This window comes from Halovulum dunhuangense, assembly GCF_013093415.1.
GTDB lineage: Bacteria > Pseudomonadota > Alphaproteobacteria > Rhodobacterales > Rhodobacteraceae > Halovulum > Halovulum dunhuangense.
Map to the genome: position 1 here is coordinate 852,930 of NZ_JABFBC010000001.1, position 23,023 is coordinate 875,952.

The 23,023-nt window shown below is 67.2% G+C and carries 25 protein-coding genes; 13 read left to right on the plus strand and 12 right to left on the minus strand.

Features of this window, described 5'->3' with window-relative positions:
• Positions 1-3: 3 nt before the first annotated feature.
• The 5 genes from HMH01_RS04190 to HMH01_RS04210 form a co-directional block, all read right to left on the minus strand.
• Positions 4-762, minus strand: a complete 759-nt coding sequence (locus HMH01_RS04190; RefSeq protein WP_171322779.1) for a glutamine amidotransferase-related protein — start codon at positions 760-762, stop codon at positions 4-6.
• 130 nt (positions 763-892) lie between these two features.
• Positions 893-1,618, minus strand: coding sequence for an acetoacetyl-CoA reductase (phbB, locus tag HMH01_RS04195; protein ID WP_171322780.1), 726 nt, complete (start codon positions 1,616-1,618; stop codon positions 893-895).
• 63 nt (positions 1,619-1,681) lie between these two features.
• On the minus strand, positions 1,682-2,857 hold the full coding sequence (locus HMH01_RS04200; protein WP_171322781.1) for an acetyl-CoA C-acetyltransferase: 1,176 nt from the start codon (positions 2,855-2,857) through the stop codon (positions 1,682-1,684).
• Positions 2,858-2,982: 125 nt separating this feature from the next.
• Positions 2,983-4,185, minus strand: coding sequence for an alpha/beta fold hydrolase (locus tag HMH01_RS04205; RefSeq protein WP_171322782.1), 1,203 nt, complete (start codon positions 4,183-4,185; stop codon positions 2,983-2,985).
• Entirely contained in the window at positions 4,182-4,334 is a 153-nt protein-coding gene (locus HMH01_RS04210; protein WP_171322783.1) for a hypothetical protein, read from the minus strand. Before HMH01_RS04210 ends, HMH01_RS04205 begins: the two co-directional genes overlap by 4 nt.
• A 107-nt stretch (positions 4,335-4,441) precedes the next feature.
• On the opposite strand from HMH01_RS04210, the gene phaR reads away from it, so the two are divergent.
• Positions 4,442-5,044, plus strand: coding sequence for a polyhydroxyalkanoate synthesis repressor PhaR (gene phaR, locus HMH01_RS04215; protein WP_171322784.1), 603 nt, complete (start codon positions 4,442-4,444; stop codon positions 5,042-5,044).
• Position 5,045: 1 nt separating this feature from the next.
• Here phaR and HMH01_RS04220 read toward each other — a convergent pair whose 3' ends face one another.
• Positions 5,046-5,828: an EAL domain-containing protein gene (locus HMH01_RS04220; protein ID WP_171322785.1), complete on the minus strand. Its 783-nt coding sequence runs from the start codon at positions 5,826-5,828 to the stop codon at positions 5,046-5,048.
• 156 nt (positions 5,829-5,984) lie between these two features.
• Between HMH01_RS04220 and HMH01_RS04225 the strand changes: the two genes are divergently transcribed.
• A complete protein-coding gene (locus HMH01_RS04225; RefSeq protein ID WP_171322786.1) occupies positions 5,985-6,545 on the plus strand; it encodes a DNA-3-methyladenine glycosylase I in 561 nt (186 codons plus the stop codon).
• 9 nt (positions 6,546-6,554) lie between these two features.
• Here HMH01_RS04225 and HMH01_RS04230 read toward each other — a convergent pair whose 3' ends face one another.
• Entirely contained in the window at positions 6,555-7,130 is a 576-nt protein-coding gene (locus tag HMH01_RS04230) for a TlpA family protein disulfide reductase (RefSeq protein WP_171322787.1), read from the minus strand.
• Between the two features lie 34 nt (positions 7,131-7,164).
• Between HMH01_RS04230 and argH the strand changes: the two genes are divergently transcribed.
• From argH to HMH01_RS04250, 5 genes are all read left to right on the plus strand, one after another.
• Positions 7,165-8,556, plus strand: coding sequence for an argininosuccinate lyase (gene argH / locus HMH01_RS04235; RefSeq protein ID WP_171322788.1), 1,392 nt, complete (start codon positions 7,165-7,167; stop codon positions 8,554-8,556).
• A complete protein-coding gene (locus HMH01_RS17915) occupies positions 8,553-8,645 on the plus strand; it encodes a lipoprotein (RefSeq protein ID WP_343035137.1) in 93 nt (30 codons plus the stop codon). Before argH ends, HMH01_RS17915 begins: the two co-directional genes overlap by 4 nt.
• A gap of 64 nt (positions 8,646-8,709) precedes the next feature.
• A complete protein-coding gene (locus tag HMH01_RS04240; protein WP_171322789.1) occupies positions 8,710-9,027 on the plus strand; it encodes a DUF2834 domain-containing protein in 318 nt (105 codons plus the stop codon).
• Complete coding sequence (lysA, locus tag HMH01_RS04245) at positions 9,027-10,295, plus strand: diaminopimelate decarboxylase (RefSeq protein WP_171322791.1); 1,269 nt, start codon at positions 9,027-9,029, stop codon at positions 10,293-10,295. Before HMH01_RS04240 ends, lysA begins: the two co-directional genes overlap by 1 nt.
• Positions 10,296-10,346: 51 nt before the next feature.
• Positions 10,347-12,920, plus strand: coding sequence for a TIGR02302 family protein (locus tag HMH01_RS04250; protein WP_171322793.1), 2,574 nt, complete (start codon positions 10,347-10,349; stop codon positions 12,918-12,920).
• 59 nt (positions 12,921-12,979) lie between these two features.
• Here HMH01_RS04250 and HMH01_RS04255 read toward each other — a convergent pair whose 3' ends face one another.
• On the minus strand, positions 12,980-13,795 hold the full coding sequence (locus HMH01_RS04255) for a zinc-ribbon domain-containing protein (protein WP_171322795.1): 816 nt from the start codon (positions 13,793-13,795) through the stop codon (positions 12,980-12,982).
• Positions 13,796-13,925: 130 nt separating this feature from the next.
• Here HMH01_RS04255 and HMH01_RS04260 point away from each other — a divergent pair, with 130 nt between their 5' ends.
• The 3 genes from HMH01_RS04260 to HMH01_RS04270 are packed head-to-tail and all read left to right on the plus strand — an operon-like array spanning position 13,926 to position 16,227.
• Positions 13,926-14,603 carry a cell division ATP-binding protein FtsE gene (locus tag HMH01_RS04260; protein WP_343035138.1) on the plus strand — a complete coding sequence of 226 codons (678 nt, stop codon included), beginning with the start codon at positions 13,926-13,928 and terminating at the stop codon, positions 14,601-14,603.
• 11 nt (positions 14,604-14,614) lie between these two features.
• Positions 14,615-15,487 carry a cell division protein FtsX gene (locus tag HMH01_RS04265; RefSeq protein ID WP_171322798.1) on the plus strand — a complete coding sequence of 291 codons (873 nt, stop codon included), beginning with the start codon at positions 14,615-14,617 and terminating at the stop codon, positions 15,485-15,487.
• Between the two features lie 8 nt (positions 15,488-15,495).
• A complete protein-coding gene (locus HMH01_RS04270) occupies positions 15,496-16,227 on the plus strand; it encodes a lysophospholipid acyltransferase family protein (RefSeq protein WP_171322801.1) in 732 nt (243 codons plus the stop codon).
• A 3-nt stretch (positions 16,228-16,230) separates the two neighbouring features.
• On the opposite strand, the gene HMH01_RS04275 is transcribed toward HMH01_RS04270, so the two are convergent.
• From HMH01_RS04275 to HMH01_RS04290, 4 genes are all read right to left on the minus strand, one after another.
• Positions 16,231-17,193: an acetyl-CoA carboxylase carboxyltransferase subunit alpha gene (locus tag HMH01_RS04275; protein ID WP_171325210.1), complete on the minus strand. Its 963-nt coding sequence runs from the start codon at positions 17,191-17,193 to the stop codon at positions 16,231-16,233.
• 104 nt (positions 17,194-17,297) lie between these two features.
• Positions 17,298-18,257, minus strand: a complete 960-nt coding sequence (locus tag HMH01_RS04280; protein ID WP_171322803.1) for an HpcH/HpaI aldolase/citrate lyase family protein — start codon at positions 18,255-18,257, stop codon at positions 17,298-17,300.
• 100 nt (positions 18,258-18,357) lie between these two features.
• The gene (locus tag HMH01_RS04285; protein ID WP_216366754.1) at positions 18,358-19,593 is read right to left on the minus strand and encodes a multidrug effflux MFS transporter; all 1,236 of its coding nucleotides are present in this window, start codon (positions 19,591-19,593) and stop codon (positions 18,358-18,360) included.
• A gap of 127 nt (positions 19,594-19,720) precedes the next feature.
• A complete protein-coding gene (locus HMH01_RS04290; RefSeq protein WP_171322804.1) occupies positions 19,721-20,896 on the minus strand; it encodes a MalY/PatB family protein in 1,176 nt (391 codons plus the stop codon).
• Between the two features lie 149 nt (positions 20,897-21,045).
• Here HMH01_RS04290 and def (HMH01_RS04295) point away from each other — a divergent pair, with 149 nt between their 5' ends.
• From def (HMH01_RS04295) to fmt, 3 genes are read left to right on the plus strand one after another with little or no spacing between them, the layout of a single operon-like run.
• Positions 21,046-21,564, plus strand: a complete 519-nt coding sequence (gene def / locus HMH01_RS04295; protein WP_171322806.1) for a peptide deformylase — start codon at positions 21,046-21,048, stop codon at positions 21,562-21,564.
• Between the two features lie 27 nt (positions 21,565-21,591).
• On the plus strand, positions 21,592-22,104 hold the full coding sequence (def, locus tag HMH01_RS04300; protein ID WP_171322808.1) for a peptide deformylase: 513 nt from the start codon (positions 21,592-21,594) through the stop codon (positions 22,102-22,104).
• Positions 22,104-23,006, plus strand: a complete 903-nt coding sequence (gene fmt, locus HMH01_RS04305; protein WP_171322810.1) for a methionyl-tRNA formyltransferase — start codon at positions 22,104-22,106, stop codon at positions 23,004-23,006. The genes def (HMH01_RS04300) and fmt overlap by 1 nt, the downstream gene beginning before the upstream one ends.
• Positions 23,007-23,023: the final 17 nt, after the last annotated feature.

A 23,023-nucleotide genomic window follows, 5' to 3' on the forward strand; every position in this document is an offset into this window, starting at 1 on the left:
ACCCTAGACAGAACCCGCGCTGGCCGGGCGCCGCGCCCCGGCCGCGCGGAAATACGACACGATCGCCTTTGCCCATTCGGCATCCCCGGAAACGCCGGTATCCAGGCTTTCCGTGGCGCGGGACAGTATCTCGGGCGGCAGCTTGTCCTTCATACGCAGGTCCATCACCTCGCGCAGGGCATCCGCCGTGTACTCCGGGTGCGGCTGCACCGAAATGGCGTACGGCGCCTCAGGATCGCCATAGGCCAAGGCGGCGTAGGGGCAGAAGTCGGAAGCAGCCAGAACCGTCGCGTGTTCGGGGATTTCCACCACCTGGTCCTGGTGAATGGCGATCGCATTCCAGTCATAGGCCAGCCCCTCGGGCATCCAGGACGGGGTTACGGCCGGCTTGTAGCTGTGCACGCCCAGCCCCCAGCCCCGATCCGACTTGACCGCACGCCCGCCCAGCGCCTCGGCCAGGATCTGATGGCCGAAACAGACCCCGACCACAGGCACCCTTCCCTCGATGGCGGCGCGCAGGAACGCCTTGAGCGGTTCGATCCACGGGTGATCCTCGTAGACGCCGTGCCGCGAGCCGGTTACCAGCCAGCCATCGGCCCTTGCCGGATCGCCCAGCGGTTCGCCATCCACGACATCGACGGTAAAGAATTCCAGTCCGGGATCGACCGCGCCCAGAAGACGCCGGAAGAACGCATCGTATTCGCCGTGGCGCGAGACCATGGCGGGGGGGAGTTTTCCGGTGAGGAGAATGCCGATCTTCATGGGGCGCCTCGTTGTACTGTCGCGCAAGATATGGTCGAGACTTCGGTCCCCCGCAACGGGTCGCGGGCGAACCCACGCATGAAAAAGGGCCGGAACGGTACCGGCCCTTTCGCCTTCGCCTCGGTCGGTGTCAGACGAAGAACTGGCCGCCATTGGCCGAGATGGTCGAGCCGGTGATGAAACCCGCATCGTCCGCGGCAAGGAACACCACGCAGCGCGCGATCTCCTCGGGCTCGCCCAGGCGGCCCACCGGGATCTGCGGGATGATCCGCTCGTTCAGCACCTTCTCGTCGATGGCGCGCACCATCTCGGTGCCGATATAGCCCGGGCAGATCGCGTTCACGGTGATGCCGGCGCGCGCGCCTTCCTGCGCCAGCGCCTTGGTGAAGCCCAGATCCCCCGCCTTGGCCGATGAATAGTTGGCCTGGCCGGCCTGGCCCTTCTGGCCGTTGATCGACGAGATGTTGATGACGCGCCCGAACTTGCGGTCGCGCATGCCCGACCAGATCGGGTGGGTCATGTTGAACAGGCCCGTCAGGTTGGTGTCGATCACCTCTTTCCACTGCTCGGGCGTCATCTTGTGGAACATGGCGTCGCGGGTGATGCCGGCATTGTTCACCAACACCTCGACCGGGCCCAGATCCGCCTCGACCTGCGCGATGCCGGCCTTGCAGGCCTCGTAATCCGCGACCGACCACTTGTAGGTCTTGATGCCCGTCTCGGCGGTGAACTTCGTCGCCGCCTCGTCATTGCCGGCATAATTCGCGGCCACGGTGTAGCCCGCGTTCTTAAGCGCGATCGAAATGGCGGCGCCGATCCCGCGCGAGCCGCCGGTCACAAGTGCAACACGTCCCATGTTCATCCCTTTCCCTGGAAATCCGTGCCGGCGGGCTGGCCCCGCCGGCCTTGTGGTTGAATGTCAGTCACGCTCGACGCAGAGCGCGACGCCCATCCCGCCGCCGATGCAAAGCGTGGCGATGCCCTTCTTCGCGTCGCGGCGCTGCATCTCGAAGAGAAGCGTGTTCAGCACCCGGGCGCCGGACGCGCCGATCGGATGGCCGATGGCGATGGCGCCGCCGTTCACGTTCACCTTCTCGGGATCCCAGCCCATGTCCTTGTTCACGGCACAGGCCTGCGCGGCGAAGGCCTCGTTCGCCTCGATCAGGTCGAGATCCTCGACCTTCCACCCGGCCTTGGCCAGGGCCTTGCGGCTGGCATGGATCGGGCCCACGCCCATGATCGACGGGTCCAGCCCCGCGGTCGCGTAGGACGCGATCCGTGCAAGCGGCTTGATCCCGCGCTTTTCGGCCTCGGCCTCGGTCATCAGCAGCACCGCCGCCGCCCCGTCGTTCAGCCCCGAGGCGTTGCCCGCGGTCACGCTGCCATCCCTGGAGAAGGCCGGGCGCAGCTTGGCCATCGCGTCGATGCTGGCGCCGTGGCGGATATACTCGTCGTTTTCCACCACGATGTCGCCCTTGCGGGTCTTGACGGTGAAGGGGACGATCTCGTCCGTGAAGCGGCCTTCCTTCTGCGCGGCTTCTGCCTTGTTCTGGGAGGCGACGGCAAAGGCGTCCTGCTCGTCCCGGCTGATCTGCCACTGCTGGGCCACGTTCTCGGCGGTGTTGCCCATGTGGTAGTCGTTGAAGGCGTCCCAGAGCCCGTCCTTGATCATCGAATCGACGAACTTCATGTCGCCCATCTTCTGGCCGGCGCGCAGATGCGCGACATGGGGCGACAGGCTCATGTTCTCCTGGCCGCCGGCGACCACGATGTCGGCGTCGCCCAGCAGGATGTGCTGCGCGCCGAGTGCCACCGCCCGCAGGCCCGATCCGCAGACCTGGTTGATGCTCCAGGCGGCGCTTTCCTTGGGCAGGCCCGCGAGGATATGCGCCTGGCGCGCGGGGTTCTGGCCCTGGCCGGCGGTCAGCACCTGCCCGAGGATCGTCTCCGAGACGGCCTCTGCCTCCAGTCCGGCGCGTTCCAGCACGGCGCGGATGGCAGAGGCGCCCAGTTCGTGCGCCGGCGTGTTGGCAAATGCGCCGTTGAAGCTGCCGACAGCGGTACGCGCGGCCGAGGCGATGACGATGTTGGTCATGTCGTTTCCCCCAATTCCCTTGAGTTAGAGACGTTTCTACTGGAATTCCGCGGCGCTTCTAGCATGTTGCACTGCAACATTCCACCGCTTCGGTCGTGATCCCCTGCATCATCCACGCAGGCAGCTTAGGCATTCGCCCGCAGGAATTCCACCACCGGTCGCCAGACCCGTGCCGGAGCGGCGGCCCCGGTTATCATCCCCACATGCCCGAGCGCCGGCGACAGAACGGTCGCTTCGGGAAAGGCGCGGGACAGCGCGGCCGACACGCCCGGTGGCGCGATGCCGTCGCGCAGCCCGCTGACGATCAGTGCCGGCGGCTGTTGGTCGGTGCTGATGCGCTCGGGCCAGCGCCCGGTCCCGGTCGCGTTGTCCAGGTGCCAGTCGATCAGCAGGGTTTCCGCGGCCGGGCCCGCCATCGGGATCCCGTCGGCAAGCCAGTCCTCCAGCGCCACGAACAGGCGTGCCCGGTCGCTGTCGGGATCGAGCGCCGCGAATGCCTGGAACTTGCGGGTGGCCTGGATCGGATCCACCAGCGCGAAGAGATGCTGGAACAGTGTCACCGGCACAAGCCCGAAGGCCTCCACAAGGCTGCGCAGCGTCCTGCGCCAGAAATCGTCGCCCGCCTGTCGCACTGCGGCCCGTATTCCCTGTGTGAAGCCCCGAGCGGCATCGAAGTCCCAGGGCGCGCCGATCGTCACAAGCGCAGAAACCTCGGCCCCTTCGATCACATGGCCGGCCGAAATCGTGCCACCCATGCAATAGCCGAGCAGCGCGGGCGTTCGGCCGGTCAGCCTGCGCGCGGCTTCCAGCGCCGGGGCGAGTCGGCGATGGCGGTAGCAGTCGATGTCGAACCCCGCCTCCGCCGCCCCCGGCGCGCCCCAGTCGAGCAGCAGCGGCCGCAGCCCCGCTGCGCGCAACGCCCCGAGAAACGAACGTTCGGGCAATAGATCCAGCACATAGGGCCGGTTGATGAGCGAAGGCACGACGACCACCACCGGCCCCGAAGCGCCTGCCCCGTGATCGACAAGCCGGGTCGCCCCGTCGGCCCACAGGACGGGGCGCGGGATTTCACCGCGGCGATAGGGATGGCGCTGCCACGCCTCGATGCCGCGCAGCATCCGCGCCATGCGCCGCGCGGCTTCGGCCGTCACGTCCAGTGGTTCCGGTGCGGGGCCGGCATAGCGCGGAAGGGTGGGATGCCAGGGGAAATCGGGCTCTGCCGCGTTCGGGGCGGCCAGGATCGCCTGAAGATAACCGCTGGCCGCCGCGCCAAGATGCACCGCAATCGGCGATGGCTGGCCGATCCTGTGCGGGGCGATGTCTTTCACCGTTTCCGGCCCCCGGCGGGCGGCGCCCCTTCGCGCGCGGTCATGCTGAGATGGCGTTCCCAAAGATCCAGATAGCGCGCCGCGTCGGTGGGCTGGGGCGCGTCCGGCGCAGTATTCCTGAGCGTTGCTTCGGGGTCTTTCTCGTCCATCGGCGCGGGACTTAGCACGGGCCGGGCACTTCGCGTATGCAAAAATCAAGTTGCAGCGCCAAAACGCCGGGTGCTATGCCTTTTCCATGCGGTCAGGGGAGAGAAGCATGGCACGGACCCAAAACGATGCCGGAGAACCGATCGTCATCAAGAAATACGCGAACCGGCGGCTCTACAACACCGAGAAATCCGCCTACGTCACCCTCGAAGACCTTGCGCTGATGGTGCGCGAGGGGACCGATTTCGTCGTGCGCGACGCGAAATCGGGCGAGGATATCACCCGCGCGGTGCTGACCCAGATCATCTTCGAGGAAGAGGCGAAGGGGCAGACCATGCTGCCCGCGAATTTCCTGCGCCAGCTGATCCGGCTTTACGGGGACACGCTGCAAGGCGTGGTTCCCGGCTATCTCGAAGCCTCGATGGAAACATTCCTGCGAAACCAGGAAAAACTGCGCGAGCATGTGGCGCAGGCCTTTGGCACCAACCCTGCGATGGCCAATTTCGAGGCGCTGACCCGCACCAACATGGAAATCTACGAGAACGCGATGCGCATGTTCAGCCCGTTTGGACAGCATGCGCAGCGCCCATCGCAAAAGCCCACGACACAGCCCGAGCCAGCGCCCGCCCGAAAGGACGTCGAACTGGACGAACTGAAGGACCAGCTTCGCGCGATGCAGGAACAACTGTCGCGCCTGGTAAAGGACACCTGAGCTAGGCCCGGCCGACGCTCATGTTCAGCGTTGCGGTGGCGATGTTTTCGGTGGCCCGTCCATAGTGATGACCCTGGAGGCAATCGACGCCGAGGGCGACCGCCATGGCAGCATCCTCCTGGGTCTCGACATGCTCGAGCACGGTCAGCATCTCGAAATGCCGCGCGATGGCGACCATCGCCTGCACCATCACCTGCGAGTCGCTGCTTTCCGAAAGCGCCGCGCCGTAGGTGCCGTCGATCTTGAGCATGTCGAAGCGATGATTGCGCAGGATCTGAAAGCCAGTGGCCCCGGCGCCGAAATCGTCAAGCGCCCGCGTCGGGCCAAGCACGCGCAGCCTTGCGATGAAATCCCCGAAGCACGGATGCGCCAGCAGGGCCGCGTGTTCGGTCATCTCGACGATCAGGCGGTAGCCGATATCTCCACTGCGGTCACAGGCCTCGGTCAGCAGGTCAAGCCAGCAGGCGTCGTCCAGCGTGGTCTGCCCGACATTGACCGATAGCCGTATCGACGGCCGGGCCGAAAGCGTTGCAATGGCGGCGGACAGCGCAAGCCTGTCGAGAGCGGCTGCCAGAGGGCTGCCGGCAACGGCCGGCAGGAAGCGGGTGGGCAGCAGCAGTCGGCCGCCGCGCGTGCGCAACCGCAGCAACACCTCGTGAAAGATAACGCGGCAGGGATCGCGCGCGTCGACCACGGGTTGGAAGAACGGCACGATCCGCCCTTCGGCCAGCGCCCGTTCGACCAGCGCGCACAGCGAGTCGACGTCGGCGTCGCCGGTTGCCAATTCCCTTTTGTCGCTGCGGCTGGTTGTCATGGCGTCGTCATGCCTTGTTCGTGGTCTGTTCATAGGCCACATTCGGACTGCCGGGTTTCGCAAAGGTAAAATGTTTCGCGAATGTTCTGAAAATCTTCGACGGCAGACAAATCAGGAGAAAGCCCGATGCAGGCGCCATGCCCATGGTGCGGGACAGACCCGCTTTACGTTCGCTATCACGACGAGGAATGGGGCGTGCCGGAACTTGAGTCGCGCGCGCTTTGGGAAAAGCTGATGCTGGACGGTTTCCAGGCGGGGCTGTCATGGATCACCATCCTGCGCAAGCGCGATGCGTTTCGCGCGGCGTTCGACGGGTTCGACCCCGTCCGTGTCGCGCGTTACGGCCCCGAGGACGAGGCGCGTCTTCTTTCCGATAGCGGTATCGTGCGACATAAGGGCAAGATCCGTGCAACCATTCGGGCGGCTCAGCTTTACTGTGAAATCGAAGCGCGCGAAGGCTTTGCCACGAGGCTTTGGGACTACGTCGACGGGCAACCCCAAGTCAACCGATGGCGGACCATGTCAGAGGTTCCGGCAAAGACCGACCTGTCGGAACGGATTTCCAAGGATCTGCGCGCGCAGGGATTCGCTTTTTGCGGGCCCACGATCGTCTATGCCTTCATGCAGGCGGTCGGCATGGTCAACGATCACCTCGTGACCTGCCCGCGCCATGCCGCGCTGGCCTGAGCCCCGAGTTCAGCGGGCGATCAGGCGGTCGAGAATCGCGCGCGTGCTGGCGGACGTCCAGTCGGCGCCACCCGCAAGGCGTGCGACCTCGTTCCCCTCGCGGTCGAGTATGATCGAGACCGGCAACCCCAGCACCCCCATGGCCCGTGCCGCGGCGCTGGCCGGATCGACATAGGTGGTCAGGCTCTCGACCCCGACCTCGGCGTTGAAGCGCGCGATCCCCTCCAGCGAGTTGCGCCCGGTGGCAATCGCGATCACCTCGAAATCCGGGCCCGCCATCGCCTTGTTCAACGCGTCGAGCGCAGGCTTCTCTTGCCGGCAGGGGGCGCACCATGTCGCCCAGAAGTTCACGATCCGCACCTTGCCGTCGCTGTCCGACAGCGCCCGCGTCTCACCGGCGGCGGTCTGAAAGGTGATCCCGTCGGTGTCGCGGGCGTCCCCGGTAAAGACCAGCTTGCGCATGTCCCCCTCGCGCAGCGCCTCGAGTTCGGCCTTCAGCGCAGGGTCCAGCCCAGCCGCGGCCAACGGGTTTGCGGTCAGCACCAGGGATGCGTATAGAAGCGCGGTCAGGATGGGGCGGGTCATGGGCCGGTCTCGGAACCTTCACAAGGTCAAATACATGTCAGACTCGACCAGCAACCGGATGTGGGGCGGGCGGTTCGCCGAGGGGCCCGACGCGATCATGGAAGCGATCAACGCCTCGATCGGGTTCGACCAACGCCTCGCTGCGCAGGATATCACCGGCAGCCGCGCCCACGCGGCCATGCTCGCAGCCTGTGGTATCATCAGCGATAGCGATGCGCAGGCGATCCGGGAAGGTCTGCTCACGGTCTTGTCAGAGATCGAGGCCGGGCGTTTCAGCTTTTCCACGGCGCTCGAGGACATCCACATGAATGTCGAGGCGCGGCTGAAGGAGCTTATCGGCGAACCCGCCGGACGCCTTCACACCGCGCGATCGCGCAACGACCAGGTGGCGACCGACTTCCGCCTGTGGGTGCGCGACCAGTGCGACGCGGCGATCACGGGGCTCGAGGCGCTGCAGCGCGCGCTTGTCGCGCAGGCCGAGGCCGGGGCCGACTGGGTGATGCCGGGCTTCACGCATCTTCAGACCGCGCAGCCGGTGACCTGGGGCCACCACATGATGGCCTATGTCGAGATGTTCGGCCGTGATGCCGCGCGGATGCGCGACGCCCGCGCACGCATGAACGAAAGCCCGCTGGGGGCTGCGGCGCTGGCCGGCACCTCCTTTCCCATCGACCGCGAGATGACGGCGCAGGCGCTGGGCTTCGACCGCCCGATGGCGAACTCGCTCGATGCGGTGTCGGATCGCGACTTCGCCCTGGAGTTCCTGTCCTCGGCCACGATCTGCGCGATGCATCTGAGCCGGCTGGCCGAAGAGCTGGTGATCTGGTCCTCGGCGCAGTTCCGCTTCGTGGCCTTGTCCGACCGCTTCTCTACCGGCTCGTCCATCATGCCGCAGAAGAAGAACCCGGACGCGGCCGAGCTGATCCGCGCAAAGGTGGGCCGGATCCTTGGCGCGCAGGTGGGGCTGACCATGGTGATGAAAGGCCTGCCGCTTGCCTATTCCAAGGACATGCAGGAGGACAAGGAACAGGTCTTCGACGCGGCCGACAGCCTGATGCTGGCGCTGGCGGCGATGACCGGCATGGTGTCCGACATGACCGCGAACCGCACCGCGCTCGAGGCGGCGGCGGGGTCCGGCTTTTCGACCGCGACCGACCTGGCCGACTGGCTGGTGCGGGCGCTGGGCCTGCCCTTCCGCGAGGCGCATCACGTCACCGGGGCGCTGGTCCGCATGGCAGAAACGCAGGGCTGCGACCTGCACGAGCTGGAACTGGGTCAGATGCAGTCGGTCCATTCCGGCATCACGGCAGATGTCTATGACGTCCTTGGCGTGCACAATTCCGTCGCCAGCCGCATCTCTTACGGGGGCACAGCGCCTGTCCGCGTGCGCGAACAGGTCGCGCGCTGGAAGGGGCTCCTCGGGTGAGGGCGGTCCTGATCCTGGCCCTGTTCGCCCTGTCGGCCTGCGGGATCAAGGGCGACCCGTTGCCGGTCAGCCGCGCTGCGCAGCCCTGAGCCCTGCTTGACCCTTGTCCGGGCGCGGGCTAGCTGGCGCTCACGCCAGACCGGAGGAAACGCCATGACCGCCACGCGCGTACTGTACCTGATACTGACCATCGTCGGCGCGACCCTGCCGATGTACTATTTCGTGTCGTGGTTCATGGAAAACGGCTGGTCGCTCGCCGCCATGGTCGATGCCTGGCATGTGAACGACGCAACTTCCGGGCTGGTGTGGGATCTGACCATCGCGGCCCTTGCGCTGACCGTCTTCATCATCGCCGAGGCCGTGGTGCGCCGCGACTGGCTGAGCCTGATCGCGATACCGGCCACGTTCTGCATCGGCGTTTCCTGCGGCTTGCCGCTTTATCTTTTCCTGCGATCGAGGCCGCGCGACTGATGGATCACTTCCTTTACCGATCCGGGATCCTCCACGCCGAGGATGTGCCGGTCCCCGAAATCGCGGCCGCCGTCGGCACGCCGTTCTACGTCTATTCGACCGCGACCCTGACCCGGCATTACCGCGTCTTCCAGGAGGCGCTGGCCGGGCTCGATCACCTGATCTGCTATGCGATGAAGGCCAATTCCAACCAGGCGGTGCTGGTCACGCTGGCGCGGCTGGGCGCCGGCATGGACGTCGTGTCGGGGGGCGAATACCTGCGCGCCCGCGCCGCCGGCGTGCCGGGCGAGCGGATCGTCTTTTCCGGCGTCGGCAAGACCGCAGCCGAGATGCGCATGGCGCTGGAAGGCGGCATCCGCCAGTTCAACGTCGAAAGCGAGCCCGAATTGCGCATGCTTTCCGCCGTGGCCGAAAGGCTGGGAAAGCGCGCCCCGATCACCCTGCGGGTGAACCCCGACGTCGACGCGAAGACGCACGCCAAGATCGCGACCGGCAAGTCCGAGAACAAGTTCGGCATCCCGATCGGCAAGGCCCGCGCCGTGTATGCCGAGGCGGCCGCCCTGCCAGGGATCGAGGTGGTTGGTATCGACGTCCATATCGGCTCGCAGCTGACGGATCTGGACCCCTATCGCCACGCCTTTCTCAAGGTGGCCGAACTGACGCGCGCGCTCCGCGCGGACGGGCATGATATCCGGCGGCTCGACCTCGGCGGTGGGCTTGGGATCCCCTACATGTCCACCAACGCGGCCCCGCCGCTGCCCAGCGATTATGGCCAGATCGTCCACGAAACAGTGGGCGACCTGGGTGCCGAGATCGAGATCGAGCCGGGCCGCCTGATCGTGGGCAACGCGGGGATCCTCGTTTCCGAAGTGCTCTACATCAAGCATGGCGAGGGGCGGGATTTCGTGATTCTCGACGCGGCCATGAACGACCTGATCCGCCCCGCCATGTACGAGGCGCATCACGATATCGTGCCCGTGGCCGAGGCCGAGCCGGGGTCGGCGCCCCAGCCCTTCGACGTGGTGGGGCCGGTCTGCGAGACCGGTGACACCTTTGCACGGCAACGGCTTCTGCCGCCGCTTTCGCAGGGGGATCTGGTGGCCTTCCGGTCGGCCGGCGCCTATGGCGCGGTCATGGCCTCGGAATACAATACGCGTCCACTGGTGCCCGAGGTGCTGGTCAACGGCAATCAATTCGCCGTGGTGCGCGCGCGGCCAAGCTTTGACGAAATCATTTCCCGCGATACCATCCCCCCATGGTTGGAGTGAACGGGATATCGAGAGGGGCCGCGCCTGTCTCTGCCCGATCAGGAGACAGCGATGCCCATCGGGACCGAAGCGCCGCGTAATTCAGGCCATGGCGAGGCGCGGCTCCGTCAGCAGATCCGGCGGACGCGACTGGCGATGATGGCCGAGGCGATGACCCGGGCCTACTGGCCGGTCACGACGCTGGGCATGGCCGGGATAGCCTTCTGGGCCTTTGGCGGTCTCGCGTCGCTCGGCCCCGATCTTTCGCTGGTCGCTGTCGGGGTGTTCGGTCTTGGCCTCGTCTTGCTGATCGCGCTGGGCACCCGTCGCCTGGAATGGCCAAGCGAAGCGGATGCCGTCGCGCGGCTGGACGCAGCCCTGCCGGGACGCCCGATATCCTCTCTTTCGGATACCATTGCGGTGGGCCGCGACGATCCCGGCGCTCAGGCGCTCTGGCAACGCCACCTCGAGAGGATGGCCGAACGCGCGGCCGCCGCGCGCGCCAGCCGTCCCGACCTGCGCCTGTCCGGGCGCGATCCCTATGCGCTGCGCCTCGTGGCGCTGGTCGCCGTCGTGGCCGCCGCACTCTTCGCGCGTGGGCCCGCGCCGGTCGAGCTGGCGCTGCCCGGCGGCGGCACAGCCTCCGCTCCGGTTGCCGCAGGCCCGAGTTTCGAGGCCTGGGCGAACCCGCCCGCCTACACAGGGCGCCCCACGCTCTACCTTGCCGCCGACACGCCACCACGCCTGGATCTGCCGCAGGGAACCGAGGTGACAGTGCGTGTCTACGGCGCAGAAGGTGGCCATGCCCTGACGGAGACGGTGTCAGGGGCCGCGGCTGGGCTTCAGGCGATTGCCGAGGGCATCAGCTCTGCCACATTCCCCATCGCATCGAGCGGGCGTATCGCCCTTCTCGAGAACGGATCCGAGATCGCCGGCTGGGACGTGACGCTGATCCCCGACCAGCCGCCCCGCATCGCCCCAGAGGGCGACATGGCGCGCGCCGCCTCCGGCGCGATGGAACTCGGCTTCACCGCAAGCGACGATTACGGCGTCGCCTCGGCGCAGGCGCGGATCACGCTGGACCTGGACGAGGTCGATCGCCGTCATGGCCTGGTCGTCGCGCCCGAAGAGCGTGAGGAAATCGTGCTCGATCTGCCCATGCCCTTCTCCGGGGGCAGCGAGGAAGTGGCCGAGACCCTGGTCGAGGATCTGTCCAGGCACCCGTGGGTCGGCCTGCCGGTACGGGTCGAGTTGCTGGCGCTGGACGATGCGGGGCAGGAAGGCGTGGCCGCGCCCGCGCCGGGTACCCTGCCGGGCCGTCGCTTCTTCGACCCGCTGGCGCGCGCCATCCTCGAACAACGCCGCGACCTGCTCTGGAGCGTCGAGAACGCGGACCGCGTGGACATGATGCTGCGGGTCATCACCCATGCGCCGGACGACGTGTTCACCAACCCCACCGCCTACATGATGGCGCGCATGGCGCTTCGCCGGCTGGGCTATGCCACCGAGGACGGGTTGGACGCGGCCGAGCGGGACGATATCGCCGAACTTCTGTGGCAGACGGCGCTTGTGGTCGAGGACGGGTCCCTTTCCGATGCAAGGGAACGCCTGCGCCGGGCCCAGGACAGGCTGTCGGATGCACTTCGGAACGGCGCGACCGAGGAAGAGATCGCCGAGTTGATGCAGGAACTGCGCGAGGCGATGCAGGACTACATGCAGCAGCTCGCGCAGGAAGCGATGCGCAACCAGGACCAGATGGCCCAGCAGCCGCAGCCGGATCCTTCGATGACGCTGAGCCAGGACCAGCTTCAGCAGATGCTGGACGAGATCCAGCGCCTTGCCGAAAGCGGTCAGCAGGAACAGGCGCAGGCCTTGCTTGAGCAGTTGCAGCAGCTGCTTGAAAACCTGCAGATGCAGATGGCGCAGGGCGGGCAGAACGGCCAGCAGCAGGGCCAGCAGATGATGCAGGAGTTGCAGGACACGCTGCGCCAGCAGCAGGATCTGGCCGATGACAGCTTCCAGGAGTTGCAGCGCCAGTTCAACCAGAACCGCCAGCCCGGACAGCAGGGCCAGCAACAGGGCCAGCCCGGCCAGCCCGGTCAACAGCAAGGGCTAGGGCAGGGTCAGGGGCAGACCCCCGGCATGTCCGCCGAACAGCTGGCTCAGCGGCAGGAAGCGCTGCGGCAGATGCTGGACCAGTTGCGCGGCCAGCTTCCATCCCCCGGGACCGAAGGCGGTGCCGAGGCCCGCGATCAGCTGGACGATGCCGAGCGCCAGATGGGCGGCGCGCGCGACAGCCTGGAGCAGGGCGATCTGGACGGTGCGCTTGACCGGCAGGCCGACGCGATGGAGGCGTTGCGCGAGGGTATCCGCGGCCTTGGCGAGGAAATGCAGCAACAGGCGCAACAGAACCAGGGCGATGCCGGCGATCAGCCGGGCGAAGGCATGGCACGCGACGACCGCGATCCGCTGGGCCGTCCGTCGGGGGCGCGGGGCAACATCCGCTCGGACGAGAACCTTCTTCCAGGGCAGGACATGATGCGCCGCGCGCAAGAGCTGTTCGACGAGATCCGCCGGCGGTCAGGCGAACAGAGCCGCCCCGACGAGGAACTCGACTACCTGCGCCGGCTGCTCGACCGCTTCTGACGAAGACATGAAAAAGCCCGCCGCGCGGCGGGCTCATTTGGCGGCTACCGATCCGAAGACTATTGCGTCGCGGCCGTATCGGTCGTTTCGGTCTGTCCGATCAGCGGCGCGCCGTATTGCACGAAGAGCCGCTCCACCTCGAGTCGCGCGCCGGCGATCACCGCGTTGACCCGCTCGAAGACCGGGCCCGCCGGCGGATAGGCGCTGACGATCATGTTCTGCGACAGGACCAGGGCCGCGGCCAGCACCGCCAGCACCAGTCCGGTCCGGAAACCGCGACCCAGCGCGCCGCGGCGGGGCCGGTTGGACTTCTCCTCCTGCTCATAGGCCCTGAGTGCTTCTGCCAGCCCGTCCCGACGTCCTGACGGCGCGCCGGACGCGGAGTTCTCGTCCAGATCCCACTTGCGCGGCGCATCGCGCGGATCGGGGGCCGCAAGATCCACCCCCGCGGCCTCGGCCGCGACGTTCAGGTTGCGCTTCTGCGACCTGGCCTTGTCGTCGCTTTCGAAATCGCCTCCCTCGGCCGCGATCTGCGCCCGCAGGGCGGCGAGGATGGCTTCATCATCCAGGTCGTCGTCCGGCTCACCCCTGGTCGGCGTGCCGGTATCCGCCGCGTCCCGCACCGCGATCTCGTCCCGCACAGCCGCCGCCAGGGCGCTGCGTTCTTCCTCGGGCAGCCGTTCGGACGGGCGTGCGGGGCGCGGTGCCTCCGGCTCTGTGGCCGCAGGCTCCAGCCGCATGGGCGCATCGGCGCGCACGGGGTATTGCACCCACAGTTCGTCACAGCTCGAGCACTGGACTTCCCTTCCCTCTTCGGGAAAGAGGTTCTCGTCCACCTCGTACTGGGCCCCGCAACTCGGACATACCAGACGCATACCGCTTTTCCCTGTTCTCTCGCCGTCCCGTTGCCGCGATCATTAACGACCTTGCATCACGTTGCAACCCGGCGGTAACACGGTGCCCGCAGGGGGAATGCGATCCCTCGGGGAAAGGCAGGCAGCGCCGGTGATCTCTTTCGAGAAGGCAAGTTTCGCCTATGGCGACCGCCCGGTCCTGACCGGGGTGACACAGACGCTTGAGCCGGGGGGCTTCTACTTCCTGACCGGGCCGTCGGGATCCGGCAAGACCACCTTTCTCAAGCTCTGCACCCTGGCCGAGATTCCGCAATCCGGCAGCGCCCGCTACTTCGGCGAAGAGGCCGGGACGCTCGATCGCGAGGGGATCGCGCGGATGCGGCAGCGGATGGGTGTGGTTCATCAGGATTGCCAGTTTCTCGATCACCTGCCGCTGCGCCGGAACATCGCCCTGCCACTGGAACTGGCGGGACGCCGCAAGCCAGAACACGAAGGCGATATCGATGATCTCATGGCCTGGGTCGGGCTGAGCGACCGGGCAGAGGCCCTGCCGCCGGAACTGTCGGGCGGCGAACGCCAGCGCGCCGCACTGGCACGGGCGGTGATCCTGTCGCCCGATATCCTGATCGCGGACGAGCCCACGGGCAACATCGACAAGGACATGGGCCGCCGTATCCTTGCTCTCCTGATCGAGCTGAACCGCCTTGGCCGCACCGTTCTGATCGCGACCCACGACCTTGAGCTGATCCGCGCGGCCAAGGCCGAGATATCCGCCCGCGTGCTGCGCATCGCGGGCGGATGCATCACCCAGGCGGGGGCCGAACTGTGAAGATCCTGTCCTTGCTTTCCCTGCTGCGCGGCGACCGCAGCGCCGACGATACCGTTCCGCCCAGTGGCGTGACGGGGCACCTGACGATCCTCGCGGCTGCCGCGATGGCGCTGCTGACGGTCTTTGCCCTGTCCGGTGCAATGAGTGCGGGGCGCATCGCCCAGAACTGGGCCGGGGCGATGGGGGCGCAGGCCACGCTGGAATTGCCCGGAACACCCGACGAGCGGGCCGAACAGGCCGAACGGGCCCGGCTGATCCTGGGTCAGACGCCGGGTGTCAGCACCGTGCGCAGCCTGACCCCGGACGAGATCCGCGACCTGCTGTCGCCCTGGATCGGCGATCCGTCGTTGCTGGCGGACGAGGACCTGCCGCTTCTTCTCGCGATAGAAGAGGGGCCGGATCTTGACCGGCAGGCGCTTGCGCTCAGGCTGGAGGGAGAGTTGCCGCAAGCCATTCTTCATCGGCACGACGACTGGGCCGCGCGTATCGCCATGGCCGCGGAGCGGCTGCGCTGGCTGGCTCTGGGCTTCGCCGCGCTGGCACTCGGGGTCACGGCGGTCGTGGTCACGCTGGCCGCGCGCGCATCGCTCGCCATGCATGGCCGGATGATCGAGACGCTGCGCCTGCTGGGCGCGCGCGACAGCTACATCGCCCGCGCCTTCGTACGGCGTTTCACGCTGCGCGCCCTGGCTGGGGCGGCTCTTGGCACGGTGCTGGCGGTGCTGCTGATCTTTGCCCTTGGCAGCGGTGTGGCCCCGCTGGATGTCCTGCGCCCGCAGGGCGCGGGCTGGCTGGCCGTTGCGCTGGTGCCGCTCTTCGCGGCGCTGCTCGCATTCTTCGCCACGCGGCGCGCGGCTTTCCGCGTGCTCCTGCGCATCCGATAGGGGGGGTGATGCAACTCCTGCGCTCGCTGGTCTTCGACCTGTGCTTCTATTCGCTGATGCTGGTCATGGGCATCCTCTATGCGCCGCTGGCGATGCTGCGGCGCGACGGGGCGAATATCGCGATCCGGCATTTCTGCATCGTGACGCTCTGGCTGCTTGAACGCATCTGCGGCCTGCGCTGCGAGGTGCGGGGCACGGTCCCGCAGGGCGACGTGATCATCGCCTCCAAGCACCAGTCGTTCCTGGACATCCTGATCCATTGCCGCCACCTGCCGCGCCCGCGCTTCATCATGAAGAAGGAACTGAAATGGGCGCCGATCCTGGGGCTCTATGCCATGCGCATGGGATCGACCCCGGTGCATCGCGGCCGCAAGGGAGAGACGGTGCAGAAGATGCTCGCCTCCGAGGCGCGGACGAATGGCAACGGGCAGCCCGGACAGCTGGTGATCTATCCGCAGGGGACCCGCGTCCATCCATCGGCGCGCGTGCCCTACAAGGTGGGGGCGGGGGTGCTCTACCAGCGTTTCCGCAAGCCCTGCATCCCGGCCGCCACGAATGTCGGGATCTTCTGGGGCCGCAACAGCATGCTGCGCAAGCCCGGTCTGGCGGTGGTCGAATACCTGCCCGAGATCCCGGCCGGCCTGAGCCTTCAGGATTTCATGGGCAGGATGGAGCGGGAGGTGGAAACCGCCTCGGACGCGCTGATGGCCGAGGCGGGTTTCACGCGCGAAGCCGACTGAGCCTCAGGCGACCAGCGCCTTCGAGCCCATGCTCAGGTATTTCTGCCGCCGCGCGGCGCGCAGCTTGTCGCGCGGCACGCCGTCCACTTCCTTCAGCATCGCCTTCAGCGCCACGCGCACGGCCGACAGGGTCTCGTCACGGTTGCGCTGGGCGCCGCCCAGCGGTTCGCGGATGATGCGGTCCACGACGCCAAGCTGTTCCAGATCCTGCGCGGTCAGCCGCAGCGCTTCGGCCGCCTCGCGCATCTTCTCGGAATCCTTCCACAGGATCGACGCGCATCCCTCGGGAGAGATCACTGAATAGATCGAATGCTCCAGCATCGCCAGCCGGTCGGCGGTGGCAAAGGCCACGGCACCGCCGGACCCCCCCTCGCCGATGATGACAGACAGGAGCGGCACGCCCAGCGACAGGCATTTCTCGGTCGAGCGGGCGATCGCCTCGGCCTGGCCCCGCTCTTCCGCGCCCTTTCCGGGGTACGCACCGGGCGTGTCCACCAGCGTGATGACCGGCAGCCCGAAGCGGTCCGCCATGTCCATCAGCCGGATCGCCTTGCGGTAACCTTCGGGGCGGGCCATGCCGAAATTGCGGTCGATGCGGCTTTTCGTGTCGGACCCCTTCTCGTGCCCGATCACCACCACGGGCCGATCCTCGAACCGGGCGAGCCCGCCCATGATCGAATGGTCGTCCGCGAAGTTCCGGTCGCCGGCAAGCGGCGTGTATTCGGTGAAGAGCGTCTCGATATAGTCGAGGCAGTGCGGCCGGTCCGGATGGCGGGCGACAAGGCATTTGTGCCACGGGCTGAGCGCCTTGTAGAGGTCGGACAGCATCGCCGCTGCCTTCTGGTCCAGCGCCTTCGCCTCGGCCTCGACGTCCATGCCGGTGTTCTTGCGGGCGAGGGCGCGCAGTTCCTCGGCCTTGCCCTCGATCTCCGCCAGCCCCTTCTCGAATTCGAGATAACTGTGCATCCGCTCGCCTCTCAGGGTCCCCATATGGTCCCGCCGATATAGGGCGAGGGCGTGGGGGGATGCAAATTCTTTCGCCCCCCGCACGCCCGCTGGTGCAGTGCCGCTCAGTCGCGGATCATGTCGGCCTGGCGGACGATCACCTGTGCCTGCCGGATCGAGGCAAGATCGACCAGCCGGCCCTTGTAGACCGCGGCCCCCTGGCCCCTGGCCTCGGCTTCGGCCATCGCGGCAAGGATACCGCGTGCATCGGCGACCTGCTCGGTCGAGGGGGTGAAGATCTCGTTCGCGAGCGCCACCTGGCTCGGGTGGATCGCCCATTTTCCGACCATGCCCAGCGTCGCGGCGCGGTATGCCTGCGCGCGAAAGCCCTCGGGGTCCGAGAAGTCGCCGAAGGGGCCGTCAACCGGCAGCACGCCATGGGTGCGGCAGGCTGCGACGATGGCCGCCGTGACCCCGTGCCAGGGATCCGCCCAGTGCTTCTCGCCGTTGGGCGCCAGCATGTAGTAGTTTTCCTGCGTGCCCCCGATGCCGGTCACCGTCATGCCCATGGATGCGGCGAAGTCAGCCGCACCCAGCGCCATCGCCTGCAGCCGGGGCGTTGCGGCGGCGATCTGCTCGACATGGGCGAAACCGGCGGCGGTCTCGATGATGACCTCGAAGCCCAGCTTCTTCTTGCGCGCCACCGCCGCTTCGGCCGCCGTCACGAGCGCGTCCACGGCATAGAGATCCTCGGCGCAGCCCACCTTGGGGATCATGATCAGATCGAGCCGCTCGCCGCCCTTTTCGATCAGGTCGATCACGTCGCGATACCACCACGGCGTATCCAGGCCGTTGATCCGCACCGAAACCGTCTTGCGGCCCCAGTCCACGGACCCAAGCGCCTCGACCGCGTTCGCGCGGCCACGCTCCTTGTCGGCGGGGGCGACGCTGTCCTCCAGGTCGATGTTCACCACATCCGCATGCGAGGCTGCCATCTTGGCAAAGATCTCGGGCCGGGTGGCCGGACCGAACAGCTGGCAGCGGTTGGGGCGGGCCACCGGGGCGGGCTGGACCTTGAAGCTCATGTCACTCCCTTCGTGTAACGATATTGCGTTCCAAGCGCCGCAGGGGGTCGCTTTATTGCGCCGCAATGTCAAGGCCGGATCCTGCCGCGGCTGCGAAGGCTCAGGTCGCGGCCATCTCCCGCGAAACCCGCATGACGTAGATGGTCGTCGCGATCGACATCAGCGCCGAGAGCAGCATCACGCCCAGCAGCGGATAGACCCCGCGCTCGGGCGTCAGCAGCGCCCCGGTGCCCGCCGACAGCGCAGACCCGCCGCCGATCATGATGGCTGCCCCCAGCCCCGAGGCGGACCCCGCCAGATGCGGGCGCACCGACACCATGCCGGCATTGGCGCTGGGCAGGGTCAGCCCGTTGCCCGTGCCGACGAAAAGGATGCAACCGAACAGCGTCATCGGATGCGTGAAACCCGACAGGAACAGCGACAGCGACAGGGCCAGGCCGAATGCGCTGATGATGCAGCCGGTCAGCATCATCCGGTTCACGCCCATGCGTTCCGAGTAGCGGCCCGACAGGAAGTTGCCGAACATGTAGCCCAGCGCGATGAAGCCGAAATAGAGACCCAGCTCGCCCGGGTTCATGCCCAGCACGACGCTTGCGACGAACGGACCGCCGCCGAGAAAGGCGAAGAAAGAGCCGGAGGCGAAGGTCGCGACCAGCGTGTAGCCCCAGAAGCGGCGCGAGCGGAACAATTCGGGGTAGCTGCGGAACTGCGCCCCGAAACTGGCCGAGCGGTGCATGTTCGTCTCGCCCATGTCGAGCCAGACGATGATGCCGACGATCACGCCGAACAGGCCCATAAAGGCAAAGCTCGCCCGCCAGCCGAAGGCCTCGTCCAGCACGCCTCCGACCATCGGGCCCATCATCGGCACCAGAGCCATGCCCATGGTGACATAGCCGATCATCGACGCCGCCTTGTCCGCCGGCACCATGTCGCGCACGATGGCGCGGCTCAGCACGATCCCGGCGGCCACCGCCGCCTGCACCATGCGGAACGCGAGAAAGGTGATGATGTCGGTGGACAGCAGGCAGCCGATGGTGGCGACAAGAAAGATGCCGATGCAGACCAGCATCACGGGCCGGCGCCCGTAGCGGTCCGACAGCGGACCCAGCAGGACCTGCACCGCCGCGGTCATCGCGAGGTAGGCCGACACAGCAAGCTGCACCAGCCCGTAATCCGCTTCGAAATAGGCCGCCATCGACGGCAGCGAGGGCAGGAAGATGTTGAGGCTCAGCGCGCCCAGCCCCGCGATCAGGACAAGCGTAAGGATCCCCGGTGCGCTGCGCCGGTCCATCCACACCGAGGCCAGGCGCGGCTGGGTGTCGTTCGTGTCGACCATTTTCAATATGCCTTAAGTCGGCCCCCCGCCGACGGAGAAGCCGTGACAATGCCCAAGGTTCTTGCCCGATCCCGGCCTTGGGCGCAATCGCCGGGGCCACCCTGTCGTGGCGCCTGTCACGCTCCGCCTATTGCAGGTCGGCGAAGGCATGTTCCAGCCGCTCGATGGCGTCGGCGACCACGGCGCGGCGGGTGGCGATGTTGAAACGCAGGAATCCCTCGCCACCGGTGCCGAAGGTCGTGCCGTGATTGGCGGCTATCTTCGCGGTCTTCTCAACCCGCTCGTGGATTTCCGCCTCGGTCATCCCGGTGCCGCGAAAATCGACCCAGGACAGGTAGGTGGCCTGAAGCGCCATGCTGCGGATACCCGGAAGTCGGTTCATCGCCGCGTCGAACATCCGGCGGTTCTCGTCGAGATAGGCGATCAGCGCGTCCAGCCATTCGGCGCCATGGGCGTAGGCCGCCGTCGTCATCATGGCGCCGATGCGACTGGGCTGCGAGGAGACCGCCTTCAGCACCTTCTGCATGCGTGCCCGCAGCGCCGGATCGCCGATGATCACCTGCCCGGTCTGCGCGCCTGCGATGTTGAACGTCTTCGACGGCGCGGTCAGCGTCACCAGGCGGTCTGCATGGTCAGGGGCCGCCAACGCCGTGACACGATGCGTGTGGCCCGGAAAGACCAGATCCTGGTGCACTTCGTCAGAGACCAGCAGCAGGTCGTGCGCGGCACAGAATTCGGCCAGCGCGCGCAATTCCTCCATGCTCCAGACGCGCCCGCCGGGATTGTGGGGCGAGCAGAGCAGCACGATCTTCTCGCTTCCTTCCAGCTGCGCGGCCAGCGCCCCGAGGTCCATTTCGTAGCGCCCGTCGCGCTCGACCAGGGGGCTTTCCACGATGCGGCGGTCATTCGCGGCCACGATGCGGTGGAAGGCATGATAGACCGGCGTGAACAGGATCACGCCGTCGCCCTTCTCGCTGAAGGCCTGAAGCGTGCAGGCAACCGCCGATACCAGGCCCGGTGTCGTCATGATCCAGTCCGGCTCGATCCGCCATCCGTGGCGGGTCTGCATCCAGTTGGCGATGGAACCCAGATATGCGCGGGGATCGCCGAAATAGCCATGCACCCCGTGATCGGCCAGGTTGCGCAACGTCTGGTTGACGGCGGGGGGCGCCTCGAAGTCCATGTCCGCCACCCACATCGCAAGCCCGCTGTCGCGCGGCACGCCGTACAGCGCCTCCATCCCGTCCCATTTCACGCAGTTGGTCTGGCGCCGGTCGATCGGCTTGTCGAAATCGAAGGTCATGTGCTGGCAGGTCCCGGATCGGAAGGAAGACTGGGGGCGCGGGCGCGCCGACGCCGGTCAAGCTAGCGTCTCTGCCGGAGGGCGCAAGCCCGCATCTGATCAGCGGCGGGCAGTTGCGAAATCCCCGGCCTTCTCCTATGTCACGTCGCATGAGTCTGCGCCCCATCCTGATCCATCCCGATCCCCGCCTGCGCAAGGTGTGCACGTCCATGCGCGGCGTGACGGCCGAGACGCGCAAACTGGCCGACGACATGCTTGCCACGATGTACGACGCGCCGGGCATCGGCCTGGCCGCGCCGCAGATCGGCGTGCTCGAGCGCATCTTCGTCATGGACTGCAACCGCGATGCGCCGGGCGACAGCCCGACCGTCTGCATCAATCCGCAGATCACCTGGACCTCGGACGAGACGGTCACCAGCGAGGAAGGGTGCCTGTCGATCCCCGACTACTACGCCGAGGTAGATCGCGCCGCGAAGATCCGCCTTTCGTTTCTCGATCTCGACGGGAAGCCGCAGGAGCAGGAGTTCGACGGCCAGTGGGCGATCTGCGCCCAGCACGAGCTGGACCATCTCGACGGCAAGTTGTTCATCGACTATCTCGGCGCCGTGCGGCGGCAGATGGTCACGCAGAAGATGAAGAAGCTCAAGCGCGAGCGCGCCCGCGGCTGATCGCCCGCCCGCGCGGGAGGTGCGTGAATGCCCCGTCCTTTCCTGATGTATCCCGACAGGCGCCTGATGGGCGTGGCGGCCCCGGTGATGTCCGTCGATGATACCCTGCGCGCACTCTGGGACGAGATGCTCGAGGCGATGTACGCGATGCCGGGCGTGGGGCTGGCGGCACCGCAGATCGGCGTTGCGTTGCGCGCCATCGTGGTCGATGCGTCCGATGGGGCCAGGACCCCGCTGCGCATGGCCAATCCCGAAATCGTGCACGCCTCGGGGCAGATGCGCACGCATCTCGAGGGCAGCCCGAACATTCCCGGTCTCTGGGCCGAGGTGGACCGTCCGCGCGCCGTGACTGTCGCCTATCTCGACGAGGGAGGGCAGCGGGCCGAACGCGATCTCGTCGGTCTTTGGGCCACGTCCGTCCAGCATCAGATCGACCATCTGGAAGGGCGGCTGTTCATCGACCGTCTGAAGCCCGTCAAACGGCGGATGCTTGTCGAGAAGCACCTCAAGGCCATGAAGAAGCGGGAAAGGATGCGCTGATGCGGCTTGCCTTCATGGGAACGCCAGAATTCTCGGTCCTGGCGCTGGATGCGTTGATTGCGGCCGGTCACGACATCGCGGCGGTCTACACCCAGCCCGCGCGCCCTGCCGGCCGTGGCAAGAAGCCCCGTCCATCCCCCGTGGCAGAGCGGGCAGCCAAATCGGGGCTGGAGGTGCGCACGCCCCGGACCTTGCGCGACGCGCAGGCACAGGCGGAATTCGCGGCGCTCGATCTCGATGCGGCGGTGGTGGTGGCCTATGGGCTGATCCTGCCGCAGCCGGTGCTCGATGCACCGCGGCTGGGCTGCATCAACATCCACGCCTCGCTTCTGCCGCGCTGGCGCGGGGCGGCGCCGATCCACCGCGCGGTCATGGCGGGGGATGCGGAAACCGGCATCGCCATCATGCAGATGGAAGCGGGGCTCGACACAGGGCCTGTCCTGCGGATGGAAGCGACGCCGATCGGCCCGGAAGAGACGACCGGCGCCTTGCATGACCGGTTGGCGCGGATGGGCGCGCGGCTGATCGTCGAGACGCTTGCCGATCTGCCACTCGCGCCCGTGCCCCAGCCCGAGGAGGGCGTGACCTATGCCACCAAGATCGACAAGGCCGAGGCCCGCATCGACTGGACCAGGCCGGCCGAAGAAGTCGCGCGCCTGATCCGCGGTCTGTCGCCCTTTCCGGGGGCGTGGTGCATGACGGGCGAAGAGCGGCTGAAGCTGCTTGGCGCGCGCCCGGTCGCCGGTCTGGGTGCCCCCGGCGAGGTGCTGTCCGGCTTTACCGTCGCCTGCGGCAGCGGCGCGGTGGAGATCACCCGCGCCCAGCGCGCCGGGAAGGGGGCGCAGGACGCAGAGACATTTCTGCGCGGCTTTCCGCTGGAGCAAGGCACGCGACTCGGCTGAAGGGGCTTTCGCCGCGT

Excerpts from the sequence above, each read along its gene's own strand:
- HMH01_RS04190 (WP_171322779.1), bottom strand. The coding sequence starts at position 762 with ATGAAGATCGGCATTCTCCTCACCGGAAAACTCCCCCCCGCCATGGTC.
- phbB (WP_171322780.1), bottom strand. The coding sequence starts at position 1,618 with ATGGGACGTGTTGCACTTGTGACCGGCGGCTCGCGCGGGATCGGCGCC.
- HMH01_RS04200 (WP_171322781.1), bottom strand. The coding sequence starts at position 2,857 with ATGACCAACATCGTCATCGCCTCGGCCGCGCGTACCGCTGTCGGCAGC.
- HMH01_RS04210 (WP_171322783.1), bottom strand. The coding sequence starts at position 4,334 with ATGGACGAGAAAGACCCCGAAGCAACGCTCAGGAATACTGCGCCGGAC.
- phaR (WP_171322784.1), top strand. The coding sequence starts at position 4,442 with ATGGCACGGACCCAAAACGATGCCGGAGAACCGATCGTCATCAAGAAA.
- HMH01_RS04225 (WP_171322786.1), top strand. The coding sequence starts at position 5,985 with ATGCAGGCGCCATGCCCATGGTGCGGGACAGACCCGCTTTACGTTCGC.
- HMH01_RS04230 (WP_171322787.1), bottom strand. The coding sequence starts at position 7,130 with ATGACCCGCCCCATCCTGACCGCGCTTCTATACGCATCCCTGGTGCTG.
- argH (WP_171322788.1), top strand. The coding sequence starts at position 7,165 with ATGTCAGACTCGACCAGCAACCGGATGTGGGGCGGGCGGTTCGCCGAG.
- HMH01_RS04240 (WP_171322789.1), top strand. The coding sequence starts at position 8,710 with ATGACCGCCACGCGCGTACTGTACCTGATACTGACCATCGTCGGCGCG.
- lysA (WP_171322791.1), top strand. The coding sequence starts at position 9,027 with ATGGATCACTTCCTTTACCGATCCGGGATCCTCCACGCCGAGGATGTG.
- HMH01_RS04250 (WP_171322793.1), top strand. The coding sequence starts at position 10,347 with ATGCCCATCGGGACCGAAGCGCCGCGTAATTCAGGCCATGGCGAGGCG.
- HMH01_RS04255 (WP_171322795.1), bottom strand. The coding sequence starts at position 13,795 with ATGCGTCTGGTATGTCCGAGTTGCGGGGCCCAGTACGAGGTGGACGAG.
- HMH01_RS04270 (WP_171322801.1), top strand. The coding sequence starts at position 15,496 with ATGCAACTCCTGCGCTCGCTGGTCTTCGACCTGTGCTTCTATTCGCTG.
- HMH01_RS04275 (WP_171325210.1), bottom strand. The coding sequence starts at position 17,193 with ATGCACAGTTATCTCGAATTCGAGAAGGGGCTGGCGGAGATCGAGGGC.
- HMH01_RS04280 (WP_171322803.1), bottom strand. The coding sequence starts at position 18,257 with ATGAGCTTCAAGGTCCAGCCCGCCCCGGTGGCCCGCCCCAACCGCTGC.
- HMH01_RS04285 (WP_216366754.1), bottom strand. The coding sequence starts at position 19,593 with ATGGTCGACACGAACGACACCCAGCCGCGCCTGGCCTCGGTGTGGATG.
- HMH01_RS04290 (WP_171322804.1), bottom strand. The coding sequence starts at position 20,896 with ATGACCTTCGATTTCGACAAGCCGATCGACCGGCGCCAGACCAACTGC.
- def (WP_171322806.1), top strand. The coding sequence starts at position 21,046 with ATGAGTCTGCGCCCCATCCTGATCCATCCCGATCCCCGCCTGCGCAAG.
- def (WP_171322808.1), top strand. The coding sequence starts at position 21,592 with ATGCCCCGTCCTTTCCTGATGTATCCCGACAGGCGCCTGATGGGCGTG.
- fmt (WP_171322810.1), top strand. The coding sequence starts at position 22,104 with ATGCGGCTTGCCTTCATGGGAACGCCAGAATTCTCGGTCCTGGCGCTG.